The organism is Streptomyces sp. NBC_00354 (genome assembly GCF_036106915.1).
Lineage (GTDB): Bacteria > Actinomycetota > Actinomycetes > Streptomycetales > Streptomycetaceae > Streptomyces.
The window spans coordinates 2,931,260-2,950,517 of the sequence record NZ_CP107983.1; the positions used below are offsets into that span (position 1 = coordinate 2,931,260).

The window sequence follows — 19,258 nt, forward strand, 5'->3', positions numbered from 1 at the left end:
ACCGGCCAAGCTGCCCCGTGAGCGCTCCGGCGCCACGAAAATGCCTCGCACCAGCCGCCGGTCGGACACCATGGCGCAGAGGGCTAACGCGACACGCGCGAGGCCGTTCCAGGCCACACCACCGCCACTCCGGCGCGCTAGCCGGTTCGCAGCTGACCAAGACGGCACCCAGTCAAACAACCGAGACCGGGAGAACTCATGTACCTGCGGAAGCTTAATTCTGGTAACTGGCAGGCGACCGTCAGGGACGGTACAGGGAAGCGTCATAGCGAAACATTCCCCCGAAAATTCGAGGCTCGATCCTGGGGCAGCGAGAGGGAGGCGGCCTTTATTACGGCACCAGTGCATGGTGCACACGAAACCACGTTTCAGACTTGGTGCGATCGTTGGCGAGAATCTCGAGTGGTCCAGCCTGAAACCCTGCGAGGTGATGCATCATCCATACGGATCCACATAATCCCATACTGGGAGAACTCGAAGGTCCAGCACATTTCTCGAATTGAGGTCCAAACATGGGTTAGCAAATTACTCATGCACGGCGTAGGCAGTTCGGCTATCCGTCGAGCGTACAATCTATTCTCTGCACTCATGCGGGCGGCAGTTGACGAAAGCCTAATTGAGGTCAGTCCGTGTCGGCGCATAACTCTACCCCCGCAGCCGCCGCAGCCGCCGAGGTGGTTCACCTTGGGTCAAGCCCAAGCGATCCTTGGCGAACTCGCCTCTCCATGGAAGGAGATGGCTCTACTGGGCTTCTACACTGGCCTGAGATGGGGCGAACTATCAGGCCTTCACGCTAATCGAATCGATTGGGAGCGGTCCGCTATCTATGTGACGGATGTCAACACGCGGGGAGGAATCAGAGAGTATCCCAAAACATCAAAAAGCCGCCGCGAGGTACCCGTACCCGAACAGGTCCTTGAACTTCTGCGCGAACACTTACGCACTAAAGATCCTAGAGGCTTGGTATTCACCACCGTCACCAAAGGCCGCGAGGGTCGCCGCCTGGATGGCGGAAACTGGCGCCAACAGACGTGGTGGCCTGCTGTCGAGAAGGCGCGGTACGAAGACCCACAAGGTCGACTGATTACAGTCCCTCACTATCCTCCGCACGCGATGCGTCACACATGCGCCTCATGGCTGGTTCAAATGGGCGTCTCCTTGTACGAGGTGCAACACCTACTCGGTCACGAAAATCCTCACACTACTCAGCGCTACGCCCACCTGGCTCCTGGAATTCACCACCAGATTCGAAACGCTTGGAGCAAGTATGATTTACAACTGCCTATCTAATAACGCAGCGCGTAAGGGTGACCCGGATTCGACGCGACGTCTGGGCAGGCTGAGCTTCCCTCAGTCGCTGCCCACCCCCGGGGCCTGACCACCCTGAAAGCGCATGCTGTCGGTACCTGGCCGTACCCTCAGTGGAGATCATTACATCGTCGCCGGGGGCAGCAGTGGGCGGTAAGTTGCGGGTAGGGCAGGTCTATCGCTACGCGTCCGGTAAAGATCCGGTGCCCGCGGTACTGGAGGGGTACCCGAACTTCCACCATGTGACTCACTCTCCGGAGCTCGCTCGGGCCTTGTTGGAGGCCGGGATCAACGGCATGGCGAAGGTTCGGACGCCGGACGGGGAGCGGCGGCCGGTGATTCTCATCCGGTCGAGTCCTTGGAAGGCCGGCACCGAGCAGACGCCGTGGCATGACGTGTTCGACATGGACAACGGGCACGTCCGCTACTTCGGCGACCACAAGGCCACCACCACCGTCGTGCCCGGGAAGACCAACGGCAATGCGGCTCTCCTTGATGCCTTCACCGGGCACCAGGGGCACACGCCCGAGGAGCGGGCCGTCGCCATCCCGTTGCTGCTGTTCCGGGCGGTCTCGCGCAGCGGCAAGGTCAAGGGGCACATCGAGTTCTGCGGGCTGGGGATCATCGAGCGGGCCGAGCGGCTGGTTCAGTGGGGCGGCAGCGACCACACGACGTTCACGAACTACGTCTACGACATCGCCCTCATCGACCTCACAGACGAGGACGACAAGGTCTCCTGGGCGTGGATCGACTCCCGCAGGGACAAGACCGTGCCCGACGCGGAGACCCTCGAACTCGCCCCGCGGGCATGGCGTGAGTGGGTCAAGCACGGGAACTCGGCCCTCCCCAGGATCCGGCGACGGGTTGCCCGGGCCAAGGTGACCAAGGTGGCCGAGCAGCGCCCCAAGCCGGGAACCAACGAAGCCAAGGACCTGGAGCTGATCTACAAGTACTTCGACGGCCGTAAGCACGACTTCGAGGCCGTCGCCTCCGCGGTCGCGGCCCGTGTGTTGCGCGGCGCCGGGAACAGCTACGTCGAGGGGTGGCTGACCCGTAGGTCCGGCGATGGCGGGGCGGACTTCGTGGGCCGGCTCGACATCGGTAGCGGGCTCGCCGGCACCAGTCTCGTCGTCCTCGGCCAGGCCAAATGCGTCAAGCTCGACAATCTGGTCACTGCCGAGCAGATCGCTCGTGTCGTGGCCCGGCTGCGGCGCGGCTGGATCGGCGTGTACGTCACGACCGGGGCCTACTCCGTGCCCGCACAGACCGAGATGGTCGAAGATCAGTACCCGATCGTCCTGGTCAACGGCATGGAACTGACCCGAGAGCTCCGGAGCATGGCCCGGGACGACCACGGCGGAGACCTCGAAGCCTGCATCGAGCACATACTGACCGGCCGGGAGACCGCGGTCACGAACCGCCGCCCTGAAGAGATCTTGCTTGAGTAGCTGAGCCTGCGAGCCGCGGCCCATTTGTGGACAGCCGCGCCGGAGCTAGCCCGGTCTGAGCCCCTGATCAGGCGAAACGCGTGGGACACACGGGGCCTCCGGAGCCGTGTGCGCAGGTTCGAATCCTGCCGGGGGCACTTCGCAGGAAGTGCCCAAAGACCCCGCCATCAGCGAGTTCGCTGAGACGGGGTCTTCGCGTATGTGGGGCCAGAGGCCTCTGTCAGCGGCCCTTATCAACACCTGTGGACTGACCGCGCTCGCTACGGCTGTTGTCTCGTCCGGGGGCGGGACGTTCAAGGCACTTCGCGGGGCGGCCGTGCGGACCTCGGCAGCGTCGCCCGTTCTCTCGCTCGGCGCGGAAGGCCTCTCCGCTGTTCTCACCACTGGGGCGACCGGAACGGGACGCAGGACGGCTCAGGGGCGAGGACCGTCCTCCTGGTACGCCTCGAACGCCCGAGCCTGTTCGCGCTTCCACGCTTCCTCGTACGGAAGTTCGGTGAGATCCGCTGTTCCTCGGGCAGGCCGGCTCAGCCGTTTCGCCAGGGCGGTGCATGAGTTCACCCGACCGGCGCGAGGAGGTACGAGCCCGGGTGGCCGGCGCTGGTCAGCGCCGTTTGCGTTTCCCGCCGGCGCGCTTGGCCGGCTTCGTCGTATGCGGGGAGCGAGCCGTACTGCTGGTGCGGAAGGTCCGCCAGGCTCGCCGGGCCTGTTCGGCAGTGGTGCGGTCGGGGTGCTGAGAGAGCTGCTGCGCCAGGAAGGCGGATGTGTACGGGTCCGCCCTTGCGAGGGCGGTGAGCAGGGCCGGGCCGCCGCCGGGCCAGTCTGCCGCGGCCTTGTCGAAGCCGGCGTGCAGATCGGCGAACAGCTCCGGCTCTTCCTGGTCCGGACCCGCGGTCATGCGGTGGTCGAGGGATGCCGCCAGCCGAATGGCTTCGAGCTCGTCCACCAGGTACACCGCCCGGGCGGACAGCGGCACGGCGGAGGTGACGGGTGGGTGGCCGAGGGCGTGGAGGGTGTGTTCGGCCCAGCCGCCCAGGACCCGGTCGGCCAGCAGCGCGTGCAGGGCCTCACCGGGCACGGCCATCCCGTCGAGTACGCCGAGCAGCGCTCGCCGCCTGGCCCCCTCCTCCAGGGGGCCACCGGCGGCGAGGGCACCGAACAGCGCGGTCCATCCGCCGGGGCCCTGCAAGGCCAGCCAGCCCCCGAGGGTCCGCCGGGCTACCGGCTTCGGCCAGTACCGGGCGGCCGTCACCAGCCGCTCGGCATCCCAGGCGAGCATCTGTGCCCAGGAGGGGAAGACGTCGGCGGCTTCGCCTCCGAGGCCCAGGAGAAGAGCGTCGCGCAGCAGCGAGGAGCCGAGGGGCGTGAGGCTGAGGGCGTCGCCGGTGCGCTCGGTCACACCCAGCGCGGCCAGGCGGTCCATCAGGCACACCAGGCGGGCGGCGGGCGAGCGCAGGCCTTCGCGGTCGGCCTCGGTGAGCCCCGGAATGCCCAGGATCTCGGACAGGGCCCGCAGGTCTGGCAGTTCGTAGTCTCCGGTGGCCGGGACGGTCCCGTCGGGGGTGTTCTCGCGCTCCGGCGGGACGAACCACATGTCCTCCTGCGCGGCCAGGCGGGCCACGGACTGCGTCATCCCCGATCGCTCACACAGGAGGTAGAGCGTGAGCAGGTGCTCGCCGGCGAAGTCCTCGGCGGTCTCCTCCTCCTCGGCCAGCTGCGCGAGCAGGGCTCCGAGCACATTCAGGGCGAGTCCGGTCAGCTCGGCCGGACCACCCTCGCGCCACGTCTCGGCCGACGGCCCCGCACTCAGCGCGCCATCGTGCGCCGGAACCAGAAACCCGGCGGCCAGAGCCAGTTCACGTGTCCGCTCGTCCGCGCCCTCCGGCTCGACCGCGGCTTGCTCCAGGAGTCGGGGCAGCGGGACGGCGCGCAGCCGGGCGGCCTGTTCCTCAGGGGTGGCGGGCAGCGGAGCCGGGGGCATGGGCGCGAAGTCGTCGCCGTACATCTCCAGGTGCTGCTCGGCCATGGCCCCGGCGAGGGTGAGGAGGGGCGCGGGAACACCGCCGCCGGGCGCCAGGTGCGCGTAAGGTCCGCGCAGCAGGGCGTCGAGCCCGGCCGCCGTCCAGCGATCGGCGAGGATGCCCGCCTGCTCGTCGTACCAGGCTTCCAGCTCGTCGTCCGGCTCGCCGGCCGGGGCATCGCGGATCAGCGGGCTCTCGCCGGGCCGAGGCCGTACCTGCTCAGCCAGTGCCTCGGCCTCAAGCCGTCCGGCGAGCAACAGGCGGGCCTGCCGGGAGCGTTCCGCGCACAGCGCCTCCACGTACGCCGCTTCACCGAGCGGCCCGTCTCCCCGGTGCAGGGCGAAGCCGTGCGCGGTGTGCCGGTCGGCGTACGGGCGCGCGGCGAACGCCGCGACCCAATCGCGCACCGCCCGGGCGTCGGCGGCATCCACGCCGTCGGCTCGCAGCAGGTTCCCGTACAGCCGCGGCCAGGTGACGCGCCGGGGGCTGGTCATCGCCTGGACGAACCCCTCGGCCAGCTCGTGCACCCGGGCCACCAGTTTCGCGCGCCGCTTGGCGTTGAGGCGGCCGGCCTCGTGGGTGTGGTCGGCCAGCGCGATCAGCACGGCCACGAAGCCCGGCAACTCGTCCGCGGCTGCGCTCACGTACAGCGGAAGCAGGGTGTGCAGCAGTTCCTCGGCCAGCTCCTCCGTGGGTTCGGGCAGGCCGGTCCGGCGGCGGGCCCGGCTCAACGCGAGCAGGCCGAGGACGGCATCGGCCGCCCGCGCGTCCAGCGGGGTGCCGCGCTCTTCGGCCCGGGCGAGAAACGAGTCCAGATCGAGGAGAAGCGGTGCGGCGGCGTTCACCCCGGCAGCCTAGCGGCGCGCACGGCCCGCCCCACCCTCGTCGGCGGAATCGGGACGCCCGGCCGCTCGTCGCCGCTGCGGGCGTCGACGGGCGCGCCGGACGGCCTCGTACGTCTGATGCCGAGGTTCTCGGAGGCGTGCGTGTGCGAGGGGGCCGCGCGGGCCCTTGGGGAGGCGCGGGGGACCCTTGGGGAGGCGGGGACCCTTCGTCAGCACGGGGGCATTCCGGGTGCACCCAACCACCGCATTCCGGAAGGGAATTCATGAAATCCCCTTCGGTGGACCCGTTCTTTCATGCGTACATTCGAGTGGTCTTGCCCCTCAATTGCCTGCCATACGGCGGCATCACCCGGGCGGACTCGTAACGTCGGCGGAAATGATGGGGGTTCGGCCTCCGGCGCTGTCGGGGGTTGCTTCCCGCATCCCCGCCCCCCGATTCCACGAGATGTGACAGAGTGAAACGAAGGCGATGGTGGGCCGGAATCGCCGGCGTGGCTGCGGCTTGTGCCGGGGTGGCCGTCTGGGCGGTTCAGTCCCATTCGGCAGCCGCCCCGGAATCCAAGGGCCCGTCGGTGAACCTGAAGGCCCAAGAGGCAAATGCGCTGCTACAGGCCGCCCTTATGCAGGAGAATCAGCAGGACTCCAAAGGGGCGGCCCGCACCTTCCGGCGCGTGGTGGAGCTGGATCCCCACAACAAGCTCGCCTGGTACAACCTGGGCGTCATCGCGCAGCAGGACGGCAAGGCGGCCGACGCCCTCGCGTCCTACGACAAGGCCCTGAAGATCGACCCGTCGTTCACGTCGGCCCTCTTCAACGAGGCGATCCTGCTGAAGCCGGCCGAGCCCGACCGGGCCGCCGGACTCCTGAAGCGCGCCGTCGCCGCCGATCCGAAGGCAGCCACGGCCCATCTGCACCTCGGACACATCCTGGCGGACCAGGGGCGTACCGATGAGGCCGGCGGCGCGTTCCGTCGTGCCGTCGCGGTCGATCCCTCGCTCCGTTCCCAAGTACCGGAGCAGTTCCGGGAATTCGCAAGCCCCTCACCGACATCGACCCCAGCAGGGAGCACCAGATGACGTCGACCGCGACCCCGAGGTTCTCCGTTTTCACCCCCAGCCACCGGCCCCGCTTCCTCGACGAGTGCCTGGCTACCCTGCAGGCGCAGACCTGTCCGGACTGGGAGTGGGTCGTCCTGCTCAACAACGGCGCCCGGTGGCGGCCGGAGCAACCCGACGACAGGGTCCGCGTGGAGATCGCGGACGACCTCCGGGGCGTCGGGGCCGCGAAGCGCAGGGCCTGCGAACTGGCACGCGGCGAGATCCTCGTGGAACTCGACCACGACGACCTGCTGGCGAAGACGTGTCTGGCGGAACTCGGCACGGCGTTCGACGAGAACCCCGAGGCCGTCTTCGTCTACAGCAACACCGCGCAGATCACCGAGGACGGGGGCCGGGACGACTCGCGGTGGGACGAGGCGTGCGGCTGGCAGTACGAGGAGGTGGACGTCGACGGCCGCAAGCTGCAGCAGATCATCTCCATGGCGCCGACCCCGCACAACGTCGCCTACATCTGGTACGCGCCCAACCACGTGCGGGCCTTCCGCAAGGAGGCCTACGAGCAGGCCGGCGGGTACGACGCCGCGCGTACGGTCCTGGACGACCAGGACCTGATGTGCCGCCTGTTCCACATCGGCGACTTCCACCACCTCAACCGCTGCCTGTACCTCCAGCGGGTGCACCCCGCGAACACCCAGAGCGACCCGGAGATCAACGCCCACATCCAGCGCGAGACGGTCGTCCTGTACGACAAGTACATCGAGGCGAACGCCCTCGCCTGGACCCACCGGCGCGGCCTGCTCGCGCTGGACCTCGGCGCGGCCCACCGCAAGCCCCCCGGCTACCTCGGCGTCGATCAGTACCCGGGGAAGGGCGTCGACATCGTCGCGACGCTGCCCGGGAAGCTGGATCTGCCCGACGGTTCCGTCGGCCTGATGCGGGCGGTGGACTTTCTCGAGCACGTGCCCTCGAAGGTACCGCTGATCAACGAGCTGTACCGGCTGCTGGCACCCGGCGGCATGCTGATCACCATGACGCCCAGCTCCGACGGCCGCGGTGCCTACCAGGACCCGACCCACGTGGCGTACTACAACGAGAACTCGTTCTGGTACTACACGGACGAGCAGTACCGGGCCTTCGTGCCCAGCATCGAGGCCCGGTTCCAGTCGTCGCGGCTGGTCACGTACTTCCCGTCCGACTGGCACTCCAAGAACGACATCTCGTACGTGGTCGCCAACCTCATCGCGATGAAGGAAGGCGCCGCGCGGTGCGGCGGACCATTGCTGGTCTAGCGCGCACCACGAACGGCGGCGCCCCGGGGCCGAGGCCCCGGGGCGCCGCCGTTCCGTCTCCGGAGAAGCGGACAGTCGGTGTTGACCGCCGCTCACAGGGAACTACGGCTGGTCGACGCACACCACGAAAGCGGTGACCGGCTGGTTGGCCGTGATTGCGGCCTGCCACGCGTTGGGAGGGCTGCCGACGGGGCCGTTGAAGCGCACGTTGCCGCTGTCGGACTGGAATCCGCCGCCAGTGGCGAGGTCGCCGGGGTCGCACGTGGCGGTCGCCGTGCCTTGGGCACCGATGGCGAAGCGGACGTAGGTGGTCACCGCGCCCGTCTCACCCTGCTGTCCCTGGAAGCCCTGGGTGCCCTGGAAGCCCTGGAAGCCCTGGAAGCCCTGGGTGCCCGGGGTGCCCGGGGTGCCCGGGTCGCCCTGGAAGCCCTGGGTGCCCTGGAAGCCCTGAGGGCCCTGACGGCCCTCGCGGCCCTCGCGGCCCTCGTGCCCCGGCCGGCCCGGCTTGCCCGGCTTGCCCTGGGGGCCCTGCGGACCGCGCTTGCCGCCGTGGTCGCCGTCGCCCATGACGCCGGACGGGCCGGGCAGCGCGACGGCGGTGTCGGTGCCGGACCGGTGGATCGCGTCGGCGATGGCCGTCGTCGTCGGGACGACGTTGAGCGCGACGGCGAGCACGCCGGCACCGACCATCGTGGCGGTCTTCAGGCGCGTGGTTCGGGTCGTTCGATGACTCAAGAGAATCTTCCTCACGGACTTGGAGGGGTCACCGCCGCAAGCGCGCTCAGTCTGTGCGCCTCATGTGAATGCGCGGGCACCTCGCCTCTGGCTACGAACGAAGCCATTGTTGACGCTCGGCGATCGAATCATCACGCGATGGCGCATGTCCCGGCGAGGATCACTCGTGCGGCCTCAATGCACGGCATTCGTGGAGGCCTGCACTTCGAAGAAGCCCCCGGTAAAAGAGACGGATTCCCGCCGGTGAATTCCACTTGGCCGCAGGAAATGCACCGAGCCGCTTTTCAGCGCATGGGGGCCGTCGGCCGGTGGGTTGTGAACCACCGCTCGGCGAGGACGGACACCGTGTGAAGGGCTCCCGGTTCCTCGAAGAGGTGGGTGGCGCCCTGGACGATTTCCAGGCGGTTTTCGCAGCGGAGCCTGGCCTGCGCCTCGCGGTTGAGGGTGAGGACGAGGGAGTCCTCCGAGCCGACCACGAGCAGGGTGGGGGCCCGCACCGCGGCGAGGTGATGACCCGCCAGGTCCGGGCGGCCGCCGCGGGAGACCACCGCGTAGACGGGTGAATCCGGGGACGCCGCCGCGGCAAGGGCGGCGGCTGCGCCCGTGCTCGCGCCGAAGTAGGCGACCGGGGCCGAGGTGCGGGTTGCGAGCCAGGCGGTGGCCTCGGAGAGGCGGGTCGCCAGGGTCCCGATGTCGAAGACGTTGGCGCGGTCCGCCTCCTCGGCCGGGGTGAGCAGATCGAACAGCAGGGTGCCCAGGCCGGCCCGGTTCAGGGTCGTGGCCACCTGGCGGTTGCGGGGGCTGTGGCGGCTGCTGCCCGAGCCGTGCGCGAAGACGACCACCGCCCTCGCCGCCGGGGGGAGGGTGAGGTCGCCGGGGAGGTGCAGGCCTGCCGCGGAGACCGAGACGTCCTCCGTCGTGGCGGGTGGCTGCCGGACGGCCTGGGTGAGGAGGGAGACGACCTCCTCGTCCGGGGTCTGGGAGAAGTCCCGGTACCACTGGCCGACCGAGGAGAAGCCCGGCGGTGTGGAGAGGCAGACCACCTCGTCGGCCACCGCGGCCACCCGGGCCAGCGCGTCCGGCGGGGCCACCGGGGCCGCCATGACGACCCGGGTCGCGCCCTGCGCCCGTACGACCTGGCAGGCGGCCGCAGCGGTGGCGCCGGTCGCGATGCCGTCGTCCACCACGATCACCGTCCGGCCGTGGAGGTCCTGCTGCGGCCGTCCCGCACGGTAGCGGGCGGCGCGGCGGGTGAGCTCCGCCTGCTCCGCCTGCTCGACGGAGGCGATGTCCTGCGGGCTGAGCCGGCCGCGGCGGACGATGTCGTCGCTGATCACGCGTACGCCGCCTTCGCCGATGGCGCCGAACGCCAGCTCGGGCTGGTACGGGACCCCGAGCTTGCGGACGACGATCACGTCGAGCGGGGCTCCGAGGGCGTGCGCCACGTGGAAGGCCACCGGGACCCCGCCCCGGGGCAGCCCCAGGACGACGGGCCCGTCCGCCGCGTACATCTGCAGCGCCGTGCCGAGTCGTCGTCCTGCGTCGTCGCGGTCCGTGAAGAGCATTCCGGGTCATCCCCAACGTTCTCTGCCGTACTTCGAAACAACGCCTCCCGGCGCCCGCGTGCAAGTCGGGCGACGGGCGGTCCGGTCCGGTGGTCTGTACGAGGGAGGTGGGTCCGGGTCTGTGGGTTTTGGGGGATGGGTAGGGGTGGGGTGCGTGCGTAGGTTGGCCGTGAGGCCGCGTTGCGCCGCTGACCTGGTGCTTTGGGGCGGGCTCTGACGACGAGGATGGGGCGGCGCGATGCGTGAGCTGGTGGAGACGGCGCGGCAGTGGGTGGCCGAGGGGCGGGCCGGGTTCCTGGCCCGGCCGGTGGCCGAGCAGGGGTTCGGGCCGCGGGATCCCGCCGGGGCCCTGCTCGTCGATGCGCGGGGGGAGTGCGTCGGGGCCCTGTACCGCGGGGTCTTCGACGCCGAGCTGGTGGCGGAGGCCGGAGCCATGACCGCCGGGGCCACCGCCCGGGTGTGCGACGTCTCGGTGGGGGCCGACGAGGCGGTCGACGCGAAACTGACCTGCGGCGGGCGGGCCGAGATCCTGCTGCAGCCGCTGACGGCCGTGCCCGCCGAGTGGTGGGACCTGCTCGGGGAGGGCGTCGGGGTGGCGCTCGTGACCCGGCTCGACGAGCAGGCGGAGCAGGCCGTGAGCGAGGTCGTACGGGCCGTGGACGTGCCCTCCAACGACGCCGAGCGGCGGGCCGGTGAGCTGCTGGCCACGCGCCGGCCGGGGCGGGACGCGCTGTACGGGGAGCACGGGCTGGTGTTCGTGGAGGCGTACCCCTCCGCGCCGTACGTCGTCATCGGCGGGGGCGGCGAGCTCGCCGAGATCATCGAGGCGCAGGCCCTGCTGCTCGGGTGGGGCGCCGGGCTCGTCGGCTCGGTCGCGGAGGCCGAGAAGCTGCTGGGCGCGCGCCGGGACGCCGCCTGCCTGGTGATGCTGAGCCACGACCCGGAGTTCGACGTGCCGACCGTACGCAGCGCGCTCGCGCTCGGGATTCCGTACGTCGGCGCCCTCGGGTCCCGCAAGACCACCGCGCGGCGGCGCGAGGGGCTGATCGCCTCCGGGGTGTCCGAGGCGGATCTGGCGCGGGTGCACGGGCCGATCGGGCTGGACCTGGGGGCCCGGACCCCCGCCGAGACGGCGCTGGCCATCTGTGCGGAGATCCTGGCCGTGCTCGGGGGCTACGAGGTCCGGGCGCTGCGGGATTCCGACGGGCCGCTGCGCTAGAACCCTGGCCGTACCGCCCGGGGCACGGCCGGGTCTCAGGTGCCGAGTGCGCGCTTGAGCTGCGTCTTGTTCATGTCGGAGCGGCCGCGGATGTTGCGGCGCCTGGCCTCCGCGTAGAGCTGTTCGTACGTCGGCCCCTGCGCGCCGGAGTGGGAGTGCAGTCCGCCGCGCCGACTGGAGGACATGTCCTCCAGCGACAGCTTGCTCGCGGTCTCGGACTCGCCGGCCCGGGCCCGTTCCTTGTTGACGGTCCGGGCGGCGATCTCCTTGGCCCGCTGCTCGGACTCGCCGCGCTCCTCGGCGCTCTCCTTGATGTGCTCGTACTGGCGTTCTCGTTCGGGTGAAGATCCGCGGGGCATTTTCGGGCTCCTTCCGGGGCGCCTCTCGGGGCGGTCGCCCCTGCACCTGCCCCTGATTCGGCACGGTAGTCGCCTGGTACGCAAATCGGAGGATCTACCCGGCTTTCGGGTGAAACCGGAACCAGTGCGGGAAAATAGCACGTATGGACATGACCTTGAGTCTGGACCAGACGCTGGCCCACATCGCGTGGTTCCTGGTCGTCGGGATTGCCGTGGTCGGCTTCCTGCTCGGCGCCTTCAAGCTGGGCCAGCGGGTCCGGGCCAAGGAGCCCCCGCCGCCGACCGCCGAGAGCCAGCCCCACCTGCCGGACGGAGGCGCGGTCTACGAGGTGCGCGAGGAACGCGATCAGGTGGAGATCCCCGAGGGCGGGCTGCGCCCGCACGAGATGCAGGGATACGGGAACTTCGGCTCGACCACTTCCATCCATCCCGAGGACGTCAGGGCCGAGCGGGAGTCCGGGTACCGGAACCCGCCGCAGTACCCGGGGCCGCAGCAGCCCCCACACGGTGAGCCTCCGGTGTACAAGCCGAGCGGAAACGCCTGACCTGGTCCGACGTGTCCGAGGCGTCAGAGGCGTCAGAGGCGTCAGAGGTCCGTCCGCAGCCTGAGCACCTCCGGCGGCGGGTGACGGGCGGTCGACGGGTGCCGGACCTCCGCAGTGAGCGGCGGGTCGAGCGGGCGGAACGGGACCTCGCCGAGTCCGATCGCGGTCACCGTGGCCCCGCCCGCCGGCGCCCCGGCCCGGCCGGCCCCGGCGGCCGGGGCTTCGCGCGAGGCCAGCGCCGCCGCCACGTCCGCGCGCAGCGCGGCCGTCAGCGGGCTCGACACCAGCGGGGTCTCGTCCCCGACCGGCAGCACCAGGACCAGCGCGAGGGGGCGGCGCGGGGTACCGGTGTAGCCGACCACCGCCGCGTCCCGCACCTCCGTGTGCCGGAGCTTCTGCCAGCCGCGCCGGCCCGCCGGGTACGTCTGGTCCAGCCGTTTGACGACCAGGCCCTCGATCCCGCTGGCGGGCAGCGTCTCGTACCAGGTGGCGGCCAGTTCCGGATCGGTCGTCATCGGGACCGGCTGCAGCGGCGGGCCCAGCGGGAGCAGCAGGTCGACCAGGAGCGCCCGGCGTCGCTCGTACGTGCGCCCGCGCAGGTCCAGCCCGGCCAGTTCCAGCACGTCGAACGCCGCGTACGAGGCCGGCAGGCTCTGGGCGAGCACGGCGGCCCGCGCGGCCGTGGCCGCCGCCCGCCGCTGGACGAGCGCGAAGTCCGTACGGCCCCCGTGCCAGACCACCACCTCTCCGTCGAGGACGGTCTCGGCGGGCAACTGCCGGGCCGCGGCGGCCAGATCGGGGAAGGCGGCGGTCACGATGCGGCCGGAGCGCGCCTGCAGTACGACGTCCTCGGCGGTGCGCACCACCACGAGGCGGTGGCCGTCGAACTTCGGCTCGTACGCCAGGCCCGCCGCACGCGGCAGGGTGCGGACGGTGGCGGCGAGGGCGACGCGGATCACGGCCCGGCCGTCCTCGGCAGCCGGTGGGCCCGGTCGGGGTCGGTCAGCGGGCCGAAGAGGTCCCCGTCGCGCTCGAGCCGGGGCGGGATGTCGTCTGCGAGGAACACCAGGTCGGAGGGGGTGCGGCAGGCCGCGACCTCCTCCCAGGACACGGGTGCGGAGACCGTCGGCCGGGCCCGCGCCCGCAGGGTGTAGGGGGCGGCGGTGGTCTTGGCGGCGGCGTTCTGGCTGTGGTCGACGAAGACCTTGCCGGGGCGCAGGGCCTTGGCCATGCGGTGCAGGACGAGGTCGGGGAGCTCGCGCTCGGCCTCCTGGGCGAGGCCCTTCGCGTACGCCGACACCCGGTCGGACGGGGTCGGCTCCAGGGGCACGGCCAGGTGCATGCCCTTGGAGCCGGAGGTCTTGGCGTACGCGGACAGGCCGTCGGCGGCGAGGCGTTCGCGCAGCCACAGCGCGACGGTGCAGCACTCGACGACGGTGGCGGGCGCGCCGGGGTCGAGGTCGATGATCAGCCGGTCGGCGACGGCCGGGCTTCCCGCCGGCCACTGGGGTGTGTGGAACTCGACGACGAGGTTGGCGGCCCACATGAGGGAGGGCAGGTCCGCGATGACCACCTGTGCGGCGGAGAGGTCCTCGGAGCGGGGCACCGGGGTGGTTTTCACCCAGGCGGGTGTGCCGGGCGGCGGGTTCTTGGTGAAGAAGAGCTGGCCGTCCGGTCCGTCGGGATAGCGCAGGAACGACACCGGCCGGTTGTGGATGTGGGCCAGCAGCGAACCCGCGACGGTGGCGTAGTAGTGCAGCACCTCGCCCTTGGTGAAGCCGGTCTCGGGGTACAGGACCTTGTGGAGATTGGAGAGCGGGACGCGACGCCCCTCCACCATGGTGATCGGCGTCATACGATGAGATTGCCATGAAACGGGAGGAACCGTGCGATCCATCTGGAACGGGGCAATCTCCTTCGGCTTGGTCAGCATTCCGATCAAGCTCGTGAACGCCACCGAGAGCCACTCGATCTCCTTTCGCCAGATCCACCTGAGCGACGGCGGGCGGATCCGCTACCGCAAGGTGTGCGAGCTGGACGGGGAGGAGGTGTCGACCGCCGAGATCGGCAAGGGGTACGAGGAGGCGGACGGGTCGCTCATCCCGATCACGGACGAGGACCTGGCGCAGCTGCCGATCGCGACGGCGAAGACGATCGAGATCGTGTCGTTCGTGCCGGCGGACGAGATCGATCCGCTGCAGATGGACGCGGCGTACTACCTCGCGGCGAACGGGCCGACGGCGGCGAAGCCGTACACGCTGCTGCGGGAGGCGCTGAAGCGGAGCCGGCGCGTCGCGGTCGCCAAGTACGCGCTGCGGGGGCGGGAGCGGCTGGGCATGCTGCGGGTCGTCGACGATGTGATCGCGATGCACGGGCTGCTCTGGCCGGACGAGATCCGGGTGCCGGAGGGGGTGGCTCCGGAGGGGAAGGTGTCGGTACGGGAGGCCGAGCTGGACCTGGCGGACGCCCTGATGGCGACATTGGGGGAGGTGGAGATGGACTCGCTGACGGACGAGTACCGGGAGGCCGTGGAGGCGATGATCTCGGCGAAGTCGGAGGGGGCGTTCGAGCCTCCGGCGGAGGCGGAGGTGGAGCCGGCCGGCGGGAAGGTGATCGACCTGATGGCGGCGCTGGAGAAGAGCGTGCGGGCGGCGAAGGCGTCCCGGGGGGAGGCAGGGGCGGCGGGAGCAGCCGAGGACGCGGAGGCGGAGGTCACGCCGATCCGGCGAAGCGGCGGGGGCCGGAAGACGGCGGCCGCGGCTGCGCCGAAGACGGTGGGCGGGAAGAAGTCGACTGCGTCGACGGCGGCGGCGAAGAAGGCGGCGTCGGGTACGAAGAAGACGGCGGCGCGCAAGTCGGCTGCGACCAAGTCCACTTCGAAGACGGCTGCGGCAAAGAAGGCGACCGCGGGCGGGACTTCGGCGAAGAAGTCGACCGCGGCGGGGGCGTCGGCGAAGAAGGCGGCTCCACGGAAGCGGACGTCGGCCTGAGCGGGGTGGGGTGGGGTGGGAGCCTGCGGCGCTGCTCCCCACCCCGCCCCTTCGCCGTTTCTCCGCGGGCTACCGTTGGGAGGAGCCCCGCTACGCGCCGTTTCTGCGGGGCCTCGGGTCGGAGCGCAGGCCCGTCGGTGCGGTGCGGCGGCGGGTTCGGTAAGGGCCGTAGAGGTGTGGGGGGAGCCAGGTCTGGGTGGCGCGGGCCTGGGTGAAGAGGGCTTCGATGTCCGGGGGTTTGAGAGTGGTGGGTGCCGCGGCGAGATGCGCCGGGGCCGTCGCCGGTTCGAGGATGCGGATGTCGCGGACCGTCGGGGCCACCTCGATGCGCGAGGCATCGACCAGCGCCAGCGCCGGGAGCACCGGGGCCGCCAGGGCCCGGGTGGCCGCGGCGGCGGCACGGCGGATCCAGCGCGGGTCCGGGCGCGGCTCGGTGCGGCCCACCGTCAGCAGCAGGTCGCCGACGGCCGCCCGCTGCCTGCGCCCCGGGAGCGTACGGATGCAGAAGATCCCCGCCGGGCCCATGAGCAGGTGGTCGATGCGGCCCAGGCCCGGGAGCGGCACGGAGTGCAGGACCCGCCAGCCGTCCGGCTCGAGGGAGTCCAGCAGGTCGCCCATGCGCTGCTGGGCCGCCAGGTCCTGGCGGAGCCGGTGCCGGGCCCGGCTGCCGGCCGAGCCGTGTTCCAGCTCGCCCAGCAGGGCTTCGCCGGGGCGGTTCGGGGCCAGGTCCTCGTCCGGCGGGAGGGCGAGTCTGCGCAGGTCCGCGGGCGTGGGCACCGGCGGCGGGCCGACCGTGTACGGGCCGGCCAGGTACGGGCGCAAGGCCGCCAGGACCGCCTCGCGGTGCTGGTCGGCGAGCACGCTGATCCGGTTGGTCTGCCGGTCGTACCAGGCCACCGCCTGGCCGTCGGGCAGGTTGACGTAGAGCCGGCCGCGGCCGGGGCGGCCGCTCGGCAGCACCTTGAGTCCCCGCATGGACCTCACCCCCCGCCGTACATGGGAGCAGCCCGGGCGCCTCGCGGCAATCCCCCGGTGGAGTTCTCGGTCACGTAACAGCTTCTACGGGACTCCGCCGGGTACCTGTTACATGCTCATCGCTGTACTGACACAGCGGGCTCCTAGGTTTGTCGGACCTGGACCGGACCTTAAGGATTTCCCGTGAGCACCGTCAACCGCCGCACTCTCGTACGAGCCGCCGCAGTGACCGTCTGCGCCGGGACCCTCCTCGGGCTGCCCGCCGCGGCCGCCCTCGCCGAAGGGGTGCCCGCCGCTTCGGCCGCGCACTCCGCGGGTGCGCCCCGGACCCTGGTCAAGAGCCTCGCCCTCGCGGACGGCGTGTCCAAGGCGAACGTCTACCGCATCGCCAAGGGCGGCTTCCAGGCCGACATCCTGGCCGCCGACGGCGCCAGGGCGGCCACCCTGACCAGCCGTGACGGCGCCGGCGGCTTCGGTGGCTCCGGCCCGCTGCACGTGGCGCTCCGGCCCGACGGCCGGCTGTCCTCCTGGGTCGGCGACACGGGCGGCACCGGCGCCGACGGCGGTACGCCCGTCGCCGACGGGTACAAGACCGGGACCCGGGACGGGCGGGTCGTCCAGGCCTCGGCTTCGCACGCCCGCTCGGTCGCCTCCGGGACCCTGGACACGCTGGCCGACGGGCCGGGTGACGGCGTGCTGCTGCTCGCCGCGGGCGGCGGTATCGCGGCCGTGGGCGCCGCCGGGCTCGGCTTCGCCATGCTGCGCCGCGGGCGCACCGAGGGCTGACCGGTCAGGCCGGCGGCGGGGTCTGCTTGGTCCAGGGCCAGCGGACCCTGGGCTTCTGGCCCGACGGGGCGTACGTGTACTTCCAGCCCTTCTGGAGGTGCAGCCGTTTCGAATAGCCCGACGGGACCCGCTCGTACAGCAGGACCGTCGCAGGGCCGCCGTCGGCCGACGGGACCGGGATCTCGTACCACTTCGGCGGGTGGCCGGTGGGGCCGACGAGGACCGGGAGGACCCGGCCGTCCATCGGGCCGCCCTCGAAGGGGGTGGGTTCGCTTCTCACCCCACCAGTGTCACAGCAGGTGGGCGGCCTCGGAGACCACGGGGATCACGCGTCGGGCCAGGACCCCGACCGGGCCGTCCGCCGATTCGAGGGCCAGCGCGGCCCGCGCCGCGGCAGCGGTCTCCGGGTCGGTGGCGGCCGTCGCCGTCAGCAGGGCTATGAACTGGTCGACCAGCCAGTCGCGCAGGGACGAGACGTCCGGCTGCTTGCCCTCGTCGATCCAGATGAGGGAGGCCGCCTCGACGGCCGTGATCCAGGTGCGGACCATCATCCGCAGCCGCGGGCCGGGGGCCGGGACCGCCAGGTGGTAGAGGATCTGCTGCGCCGCCGCCCGGCGGATGCCGTCCACCGTCGCCGTCGTACGGGAGGTCTCGACGACGCTGCCGCCCTGGAGGAGCGCCGAGAAGCCTGCGTCGTGCTCGTCCACGAAGGCCAGGTAGCGGTCCAGCGCCCGGGAGAGGCGCTGGGTCAGGGGGCCGGCCTGCGGTTCGGCGAAGCACTGCTCGAGGAGGTCCGCCGCGGAGCGCAGGGCCGCCTCGTACAGCTGCTGCTTGCCGCCCGGGAAGTAGCGGTAGACCAGGGGCCGCGAGACGCCCGCCGCCTCGGCGACGTCGTCGAGCGAGACCTCCTCCGGGGCCCGGTGCGCGAACAGCGACAAGGCGGCGTCGAGGAGCTGGGCCCGCCGCTCCTCGACGCTCAGCCTGCGGTACGCGCGTACGGTCGTCATGCCCGCAGGGTAGCCCCGAAACAGCCGGTTCAGGCGAGGAGTCCCGAGCTCTTCCAGAGCCTGCGGCCGACCCCGCGCAGCACGCCGATGTCGTCGAGGAAGTCCGTGAGCCGCTTGGCGCCCGTCTGCATGACCTCGCGGCGGTGGCCGCTCGCCCGGACCTGGGCGACGGCTTCGCGCCGGTCGAGACCGATGTTCTCGTAGACCTGGGGGTTGACGAAGGCGAGGGAGAAGACGCGGGCGGCCTCGCCGCAGCTGATGCGCGTGAGCTCCTGTTCCCAGCGCGGGGCGGTCAGCATCTGGCGGCGCAGTTCCTCGCGTGCGTAGCGGACGTGCCGGGCCTCCTCGATGACGTGGATGCGGGTGACGCCGCGTACGAGGGGCTGGATGCGCTCGTCGGGGAAGGTGAGGCGCTGCATCCAGTCGAGGATCTCCTCGCCGAGCAGGGTGCAGGCGAAGGAACCCGGGGTCGTGGAGACGGTCTTGAGGATGCGGGCGAGGTTGTGGTTGAGGCGGGAGACCGGGTAGGCGGGGGCGCCGGCCTTCTGGATCATGCGGGCGAACATCATCGAGTGGCGGCACTCGTCGGCTATCTCGGTGAGTGCGTAGCGGACGTGGTTGCTGGTCAGGGACTTGTCGTAGATGTGCCGGACCATCAGCTGCATCAGGATGATCTCGAACCAGATGCCGAGCGAGCCGAGCGCCGCCGCCTCGTGGCGGGAGAGGTCGATGCGCTGCTCCTCGCCCATCTTCTTCCACAGCGGGGTGTCGTAGAGGGAGAGCAGCTCGGGCGGCCAGTAGTACGTGCCGTCGATGGGCGGGGCGTCCCAGTCGAGTTCCTTGTCGGGGTCGAAGGAGTGCTTGGCCGAGGATTCGAGCAGTCGTGCGGCGATCTCTTCGCGGTCCTTGAGGAGGCCGAGCGCGTCCTGCAGCGCGCCTCGATCGGTCACGGTCGTCATGGCTTCGGATACCTCGCTCATCGGGTTACCGGCGGTCATCACTTATGAGACTGCTTGTCAGCAAGACCGTCAATCCCCTGCGCACGACTTGTTGACCCCGCGTCTACCAACGTGTGACGCTGCCAACCATCCAGTCCTGTACGGAAGTA

At 71.0% G+C, this 19,258-nt stretch carries 18 protein-coding genes and 1 tRNA gene; 9 read left to right on the plus strand and 10 right to left on the minus strand.

Annotated features, from left to right (window positions below; genetic code table 11):
• The first annotated feature begins 198 nt into the window (after positions 1–198).
• The 3 genes from OHT74_RS12820 to OHT74_RS12830 all read left to right on the plus strand — a co-directional run bounded on the left by OHT74_RS12820 (position 199) and on the right by OHT74_RS12830 (position 2,893).
• Positions 199–1,290, plus strand: a complete 1,092-nt coding sequence (locus OHT74_RS12820; protein ID WP_328620297.1) for a tyrosine-type recombinase/integrase — start codon at positions 199–201, stop codon at positions 1,288–1,290.
• 221 nt (positions 1,291–1,511) lie between these two features.
• Positions 1,512–2,756 carry a restriction endonuclease gene (locus OHT74_RS12825; protein ID WP_328620298.1) on the plus strand — a complete coding sequence of 415 codons (1,245 nt, stop codon included), beginning with the start codon at positions 1,512–1,514 and terminating at the stop codon, positions 2,754–2,756.
• Positions 2,757–2,815: 59 nt separating this feature from the next.
• A tRNA-OTHER gene (locus tag OHT74_RS12830) sits at positions 2,816–2,893 on the plus strand.
• A 467-nt stretch (positions 2,894–3,360) separates the two neighbouring features.
• Here the strand turns inward: OHT74_RS12830 and OHT74_RS12835 are convergent.
• A complete protein-coding gene (locus tag OHT74_RS12835) occupies positions 3,361–5,622 on the minus strand; it encodes a hypothetical protein (RefSeq protein ID WP_328620299.1) in 2,262 nt (753 codons plus the stop codon).
• Positions 5,623–6,194: 572 nt separating this feature from the next.
• Here OHT74_RS12835 and OHT74_RS12840 point away from each other — a divergent pair.
• Together OHT74_RS12840 and OHT74_RS12845 are read left to right on the plus strand one after the other, a co-directional pair.
• On the plus strand, positions 6,195–6,698 hold the full coding sequence (locus tag OHT74_RS12840) for a tetratricopeptide repeat protein (protein ID WP_266997043.1): 504 nt from the start codon (positions 6,195–6,197) through the stop codon (positions 6,696–6,698).
• Positions 6,695–7,969 carry a glycosyltransferase gene (locus OHT74_RS12845; RefSeq protein WP_328620300.1) on the plus strand — a complete coding sequence of 425 codons (1,275 nt, stop codon included), beginning with the start codon at positions 6,695–6,697 and terminating at the stop codon, positions 7,967–7,969. Before OHT74_RS12840 ends, OHT74_RS12845 begins: the two co-directional genes overlap by 4 nt.
• Positions 7,970–8,071: 102 nt before the next feature.
• On the opposite strand, the gene OHT74_RS12850 is transcribed toward OHT74_RS12845, so the two are convergent.
• Together OHT74_RS12850 and OHT74_RS12855 are read right to left on the minus strand one after the other, a co-directional pair.
• Positions 8,072–8,704: a hypothetical protein gene (locus tag OHT74_RS12850; RefSeq protein WP_328620301.1), complete on the minus strand. Its 633-nt coding sequence runs from the start codon at positions 8,702–8,704 to the stop codon at positions 8,072–8,074.
• Positions 8,705–8,988: 284 nt separating this feature from the next.
• Positions 8,989–10,269 (minus strand): alpha/beta family hydrolase, encoded by a 1,281-nt coding sequence (locus OHT74_RS12855; RefSeq protein WP_328620302.1) that lies wholly within the window; start codon positions 10,267–10,269, stop codon positions 8,989–8,991.
• A 238-nt stretch (positions 10,270–10,507) separates the two neighbouring features.
• Here OHT74_RS12855 and OHT74_RS12860 point away from each other — a divergent pair, with 238 nt between their 5' ends.
• Positions 10,508–11,488 (plus strand): XdhC family protein, encoded by a 981-nt coding sequence (locus tag OHT74_RS12860; RefSeq protein WP_266997039.1) that lies wholly within the window; start codon positions 10,508–10,510, stop codon positions 11,486–11,488.
• A gap of 35 nt (positions 11,489–11,523) precedes the next feature.
• Here OHT74_RS12860 and OHT74_RS12865 read toward each other — a convergent pair whose 3' ends face one another.
• On the minus strand, positions 11,524–11,847 hold the full coding sequence (locus OHT74_RS12865; protein ID WP_266663771.1) for a plasmid stabilization protein: 324 nt from the start codon (positions 11,845–11,847) through the stop codon (positions 11,524–11,526).
• 143 nt (positions 11,848–11,990) lie between these two features.
• Here OHT74_RS12865 and OHT74_RS12870 point away from each other — a divergent pair, with 143 nt between their 5' ends.
• The gene (locus OHT74_RS12870) at positions 11,991–12,392 is read left to right on the plus strand and encodes a DUF6479 family protein (protein ID WP_266663772.1); all 402 of its coding nucleotides are present in this window, start codon (positions 11,991–11,993) and stop codon (positions 12,390–12,392) included.
• A gap of 41 nt (positions 12,393–12,433) precedes the next feature.
• Here the strand turns inward: OHT74_RS12870 and OHT74_RS12875 are convergent, their stop codons facing one another.
• On the minus strand, positions 12,434–13,348 hold the full coding sequence (locus tag OHT74_RS12875) for an ATP-dependent DNA ligase (RefSeq protein WP_328623308.1): 915 nt from the start codon (positions 13,346–13,348) through the stop codon (positions 12,434–12,436).
• Positions 13,348–14,247, minus strand: coding sequence for a non-homologous end-joining DNA ligase (ligD, locus tag OHT74_RS12880; RefSeq protein WP_328620303.1), 900 nt, complete (start codon positions 14,245–14,247; stop codon positions 13,348–13,350). Before ligD ends, OHT74_RS12875 begins: the two co-directional genes overlap by 1 nt.
• 31 nt (positions 14,248–14,278) lie before the next feature.
• On the opposite strand from ligD, the gene ku reads away from it, so the two are divergent.
• Positions 14,279–15,382: a non-homologous end joining protein Ku gene (gene ku / locus OHT74_RS12885; RefSeq protein ID WP_328620304.1), complete on the plus strand. Its 1,104-nt coding sequence runs from the start codon at positions 14,279–14,281 to the stop codon at positions 15,380–15,382.
• Between the two features lie 90 nt (positions 15,383–15,472).
• Here ku and OHT74_RS12890 read toward each other — a convergent pair whose 3' ends face one another.
• Positions 15,473–16,357, minus strand: coding sequence for a nuclease-related domain-containing protein (locus tag OHT74_RS12890; protein WP_328620305.1), 885 nt, complete (start codon positions 16,355–16,357; stop codon positions 15,473–15,475).
• A 183-nt stretch (positions 16,358–16,540) separates the two neighbouring features.
• Between OHT74_RS12890 and OHT74_RS12895 the strand changes: the two genes are divergently transcribed.
• Positions 16,541–17,143, plus strand: a complete 603-nt coding sequence (locus tag OHT74_RS12895; protein WP_328620306.1) for a hypothetical protein — start codon at positions 16,541–16,543, stop codon at positions 17,141–17,143.
• 4 nt (positions 17,144–17,147) lie between these two features.
• Here OHT74_RS12895 and OHT74_RS12900 read toward each other — a convergent pair whose 3' ends face one another.
• The 3 genes from OHT74_RS12900 to OHT74_RS12910 are packed head-to-tail and all read right to left on the minus strand — an operon-like array spanning position 17,148 to position 19,109.
• Complete coding sequence (locus tag OHT74_RS12900; RefSeq protein ID WP_328620307.1) at positions 17,148–17,423, minus strand: hypothetical protein; 276 nt, start codon at positions 17,421–17,423, stop codon at positions 17,148–17,150.
• Between the two features lie 10 nt (positions 17,424–17,433).
• Positions 17,434–18,150 carry a TetR/AcrR family transcriptional regulator gene (locus OHT74_RS12905; RefSeq protein WP_266663779.1) on the minus strand — a complete coding sequence of 239 codons (717 nt, stop codon included), beginning with the start codon at positions 18,148–18,150 and terminating at the stop codon, positions 17,434–17,436.
• 29 nt (positions 18,151–18,179) lie between these two features.
• The gene (locus OHT74_RS12910; RefSeq protein ID WP_266663781.1) at positions 18,180–19,109 is read right to left on the minus strand and encodes an AurF N-oxygenase family protein; all 930 of its coding nucleotides are present in this window, start codon (positions 19,107–19,109) and stop codon (positions 18,180–18,182) included.
• Positions 19,110–19,258: the final 149 nt, after the last annotated feature.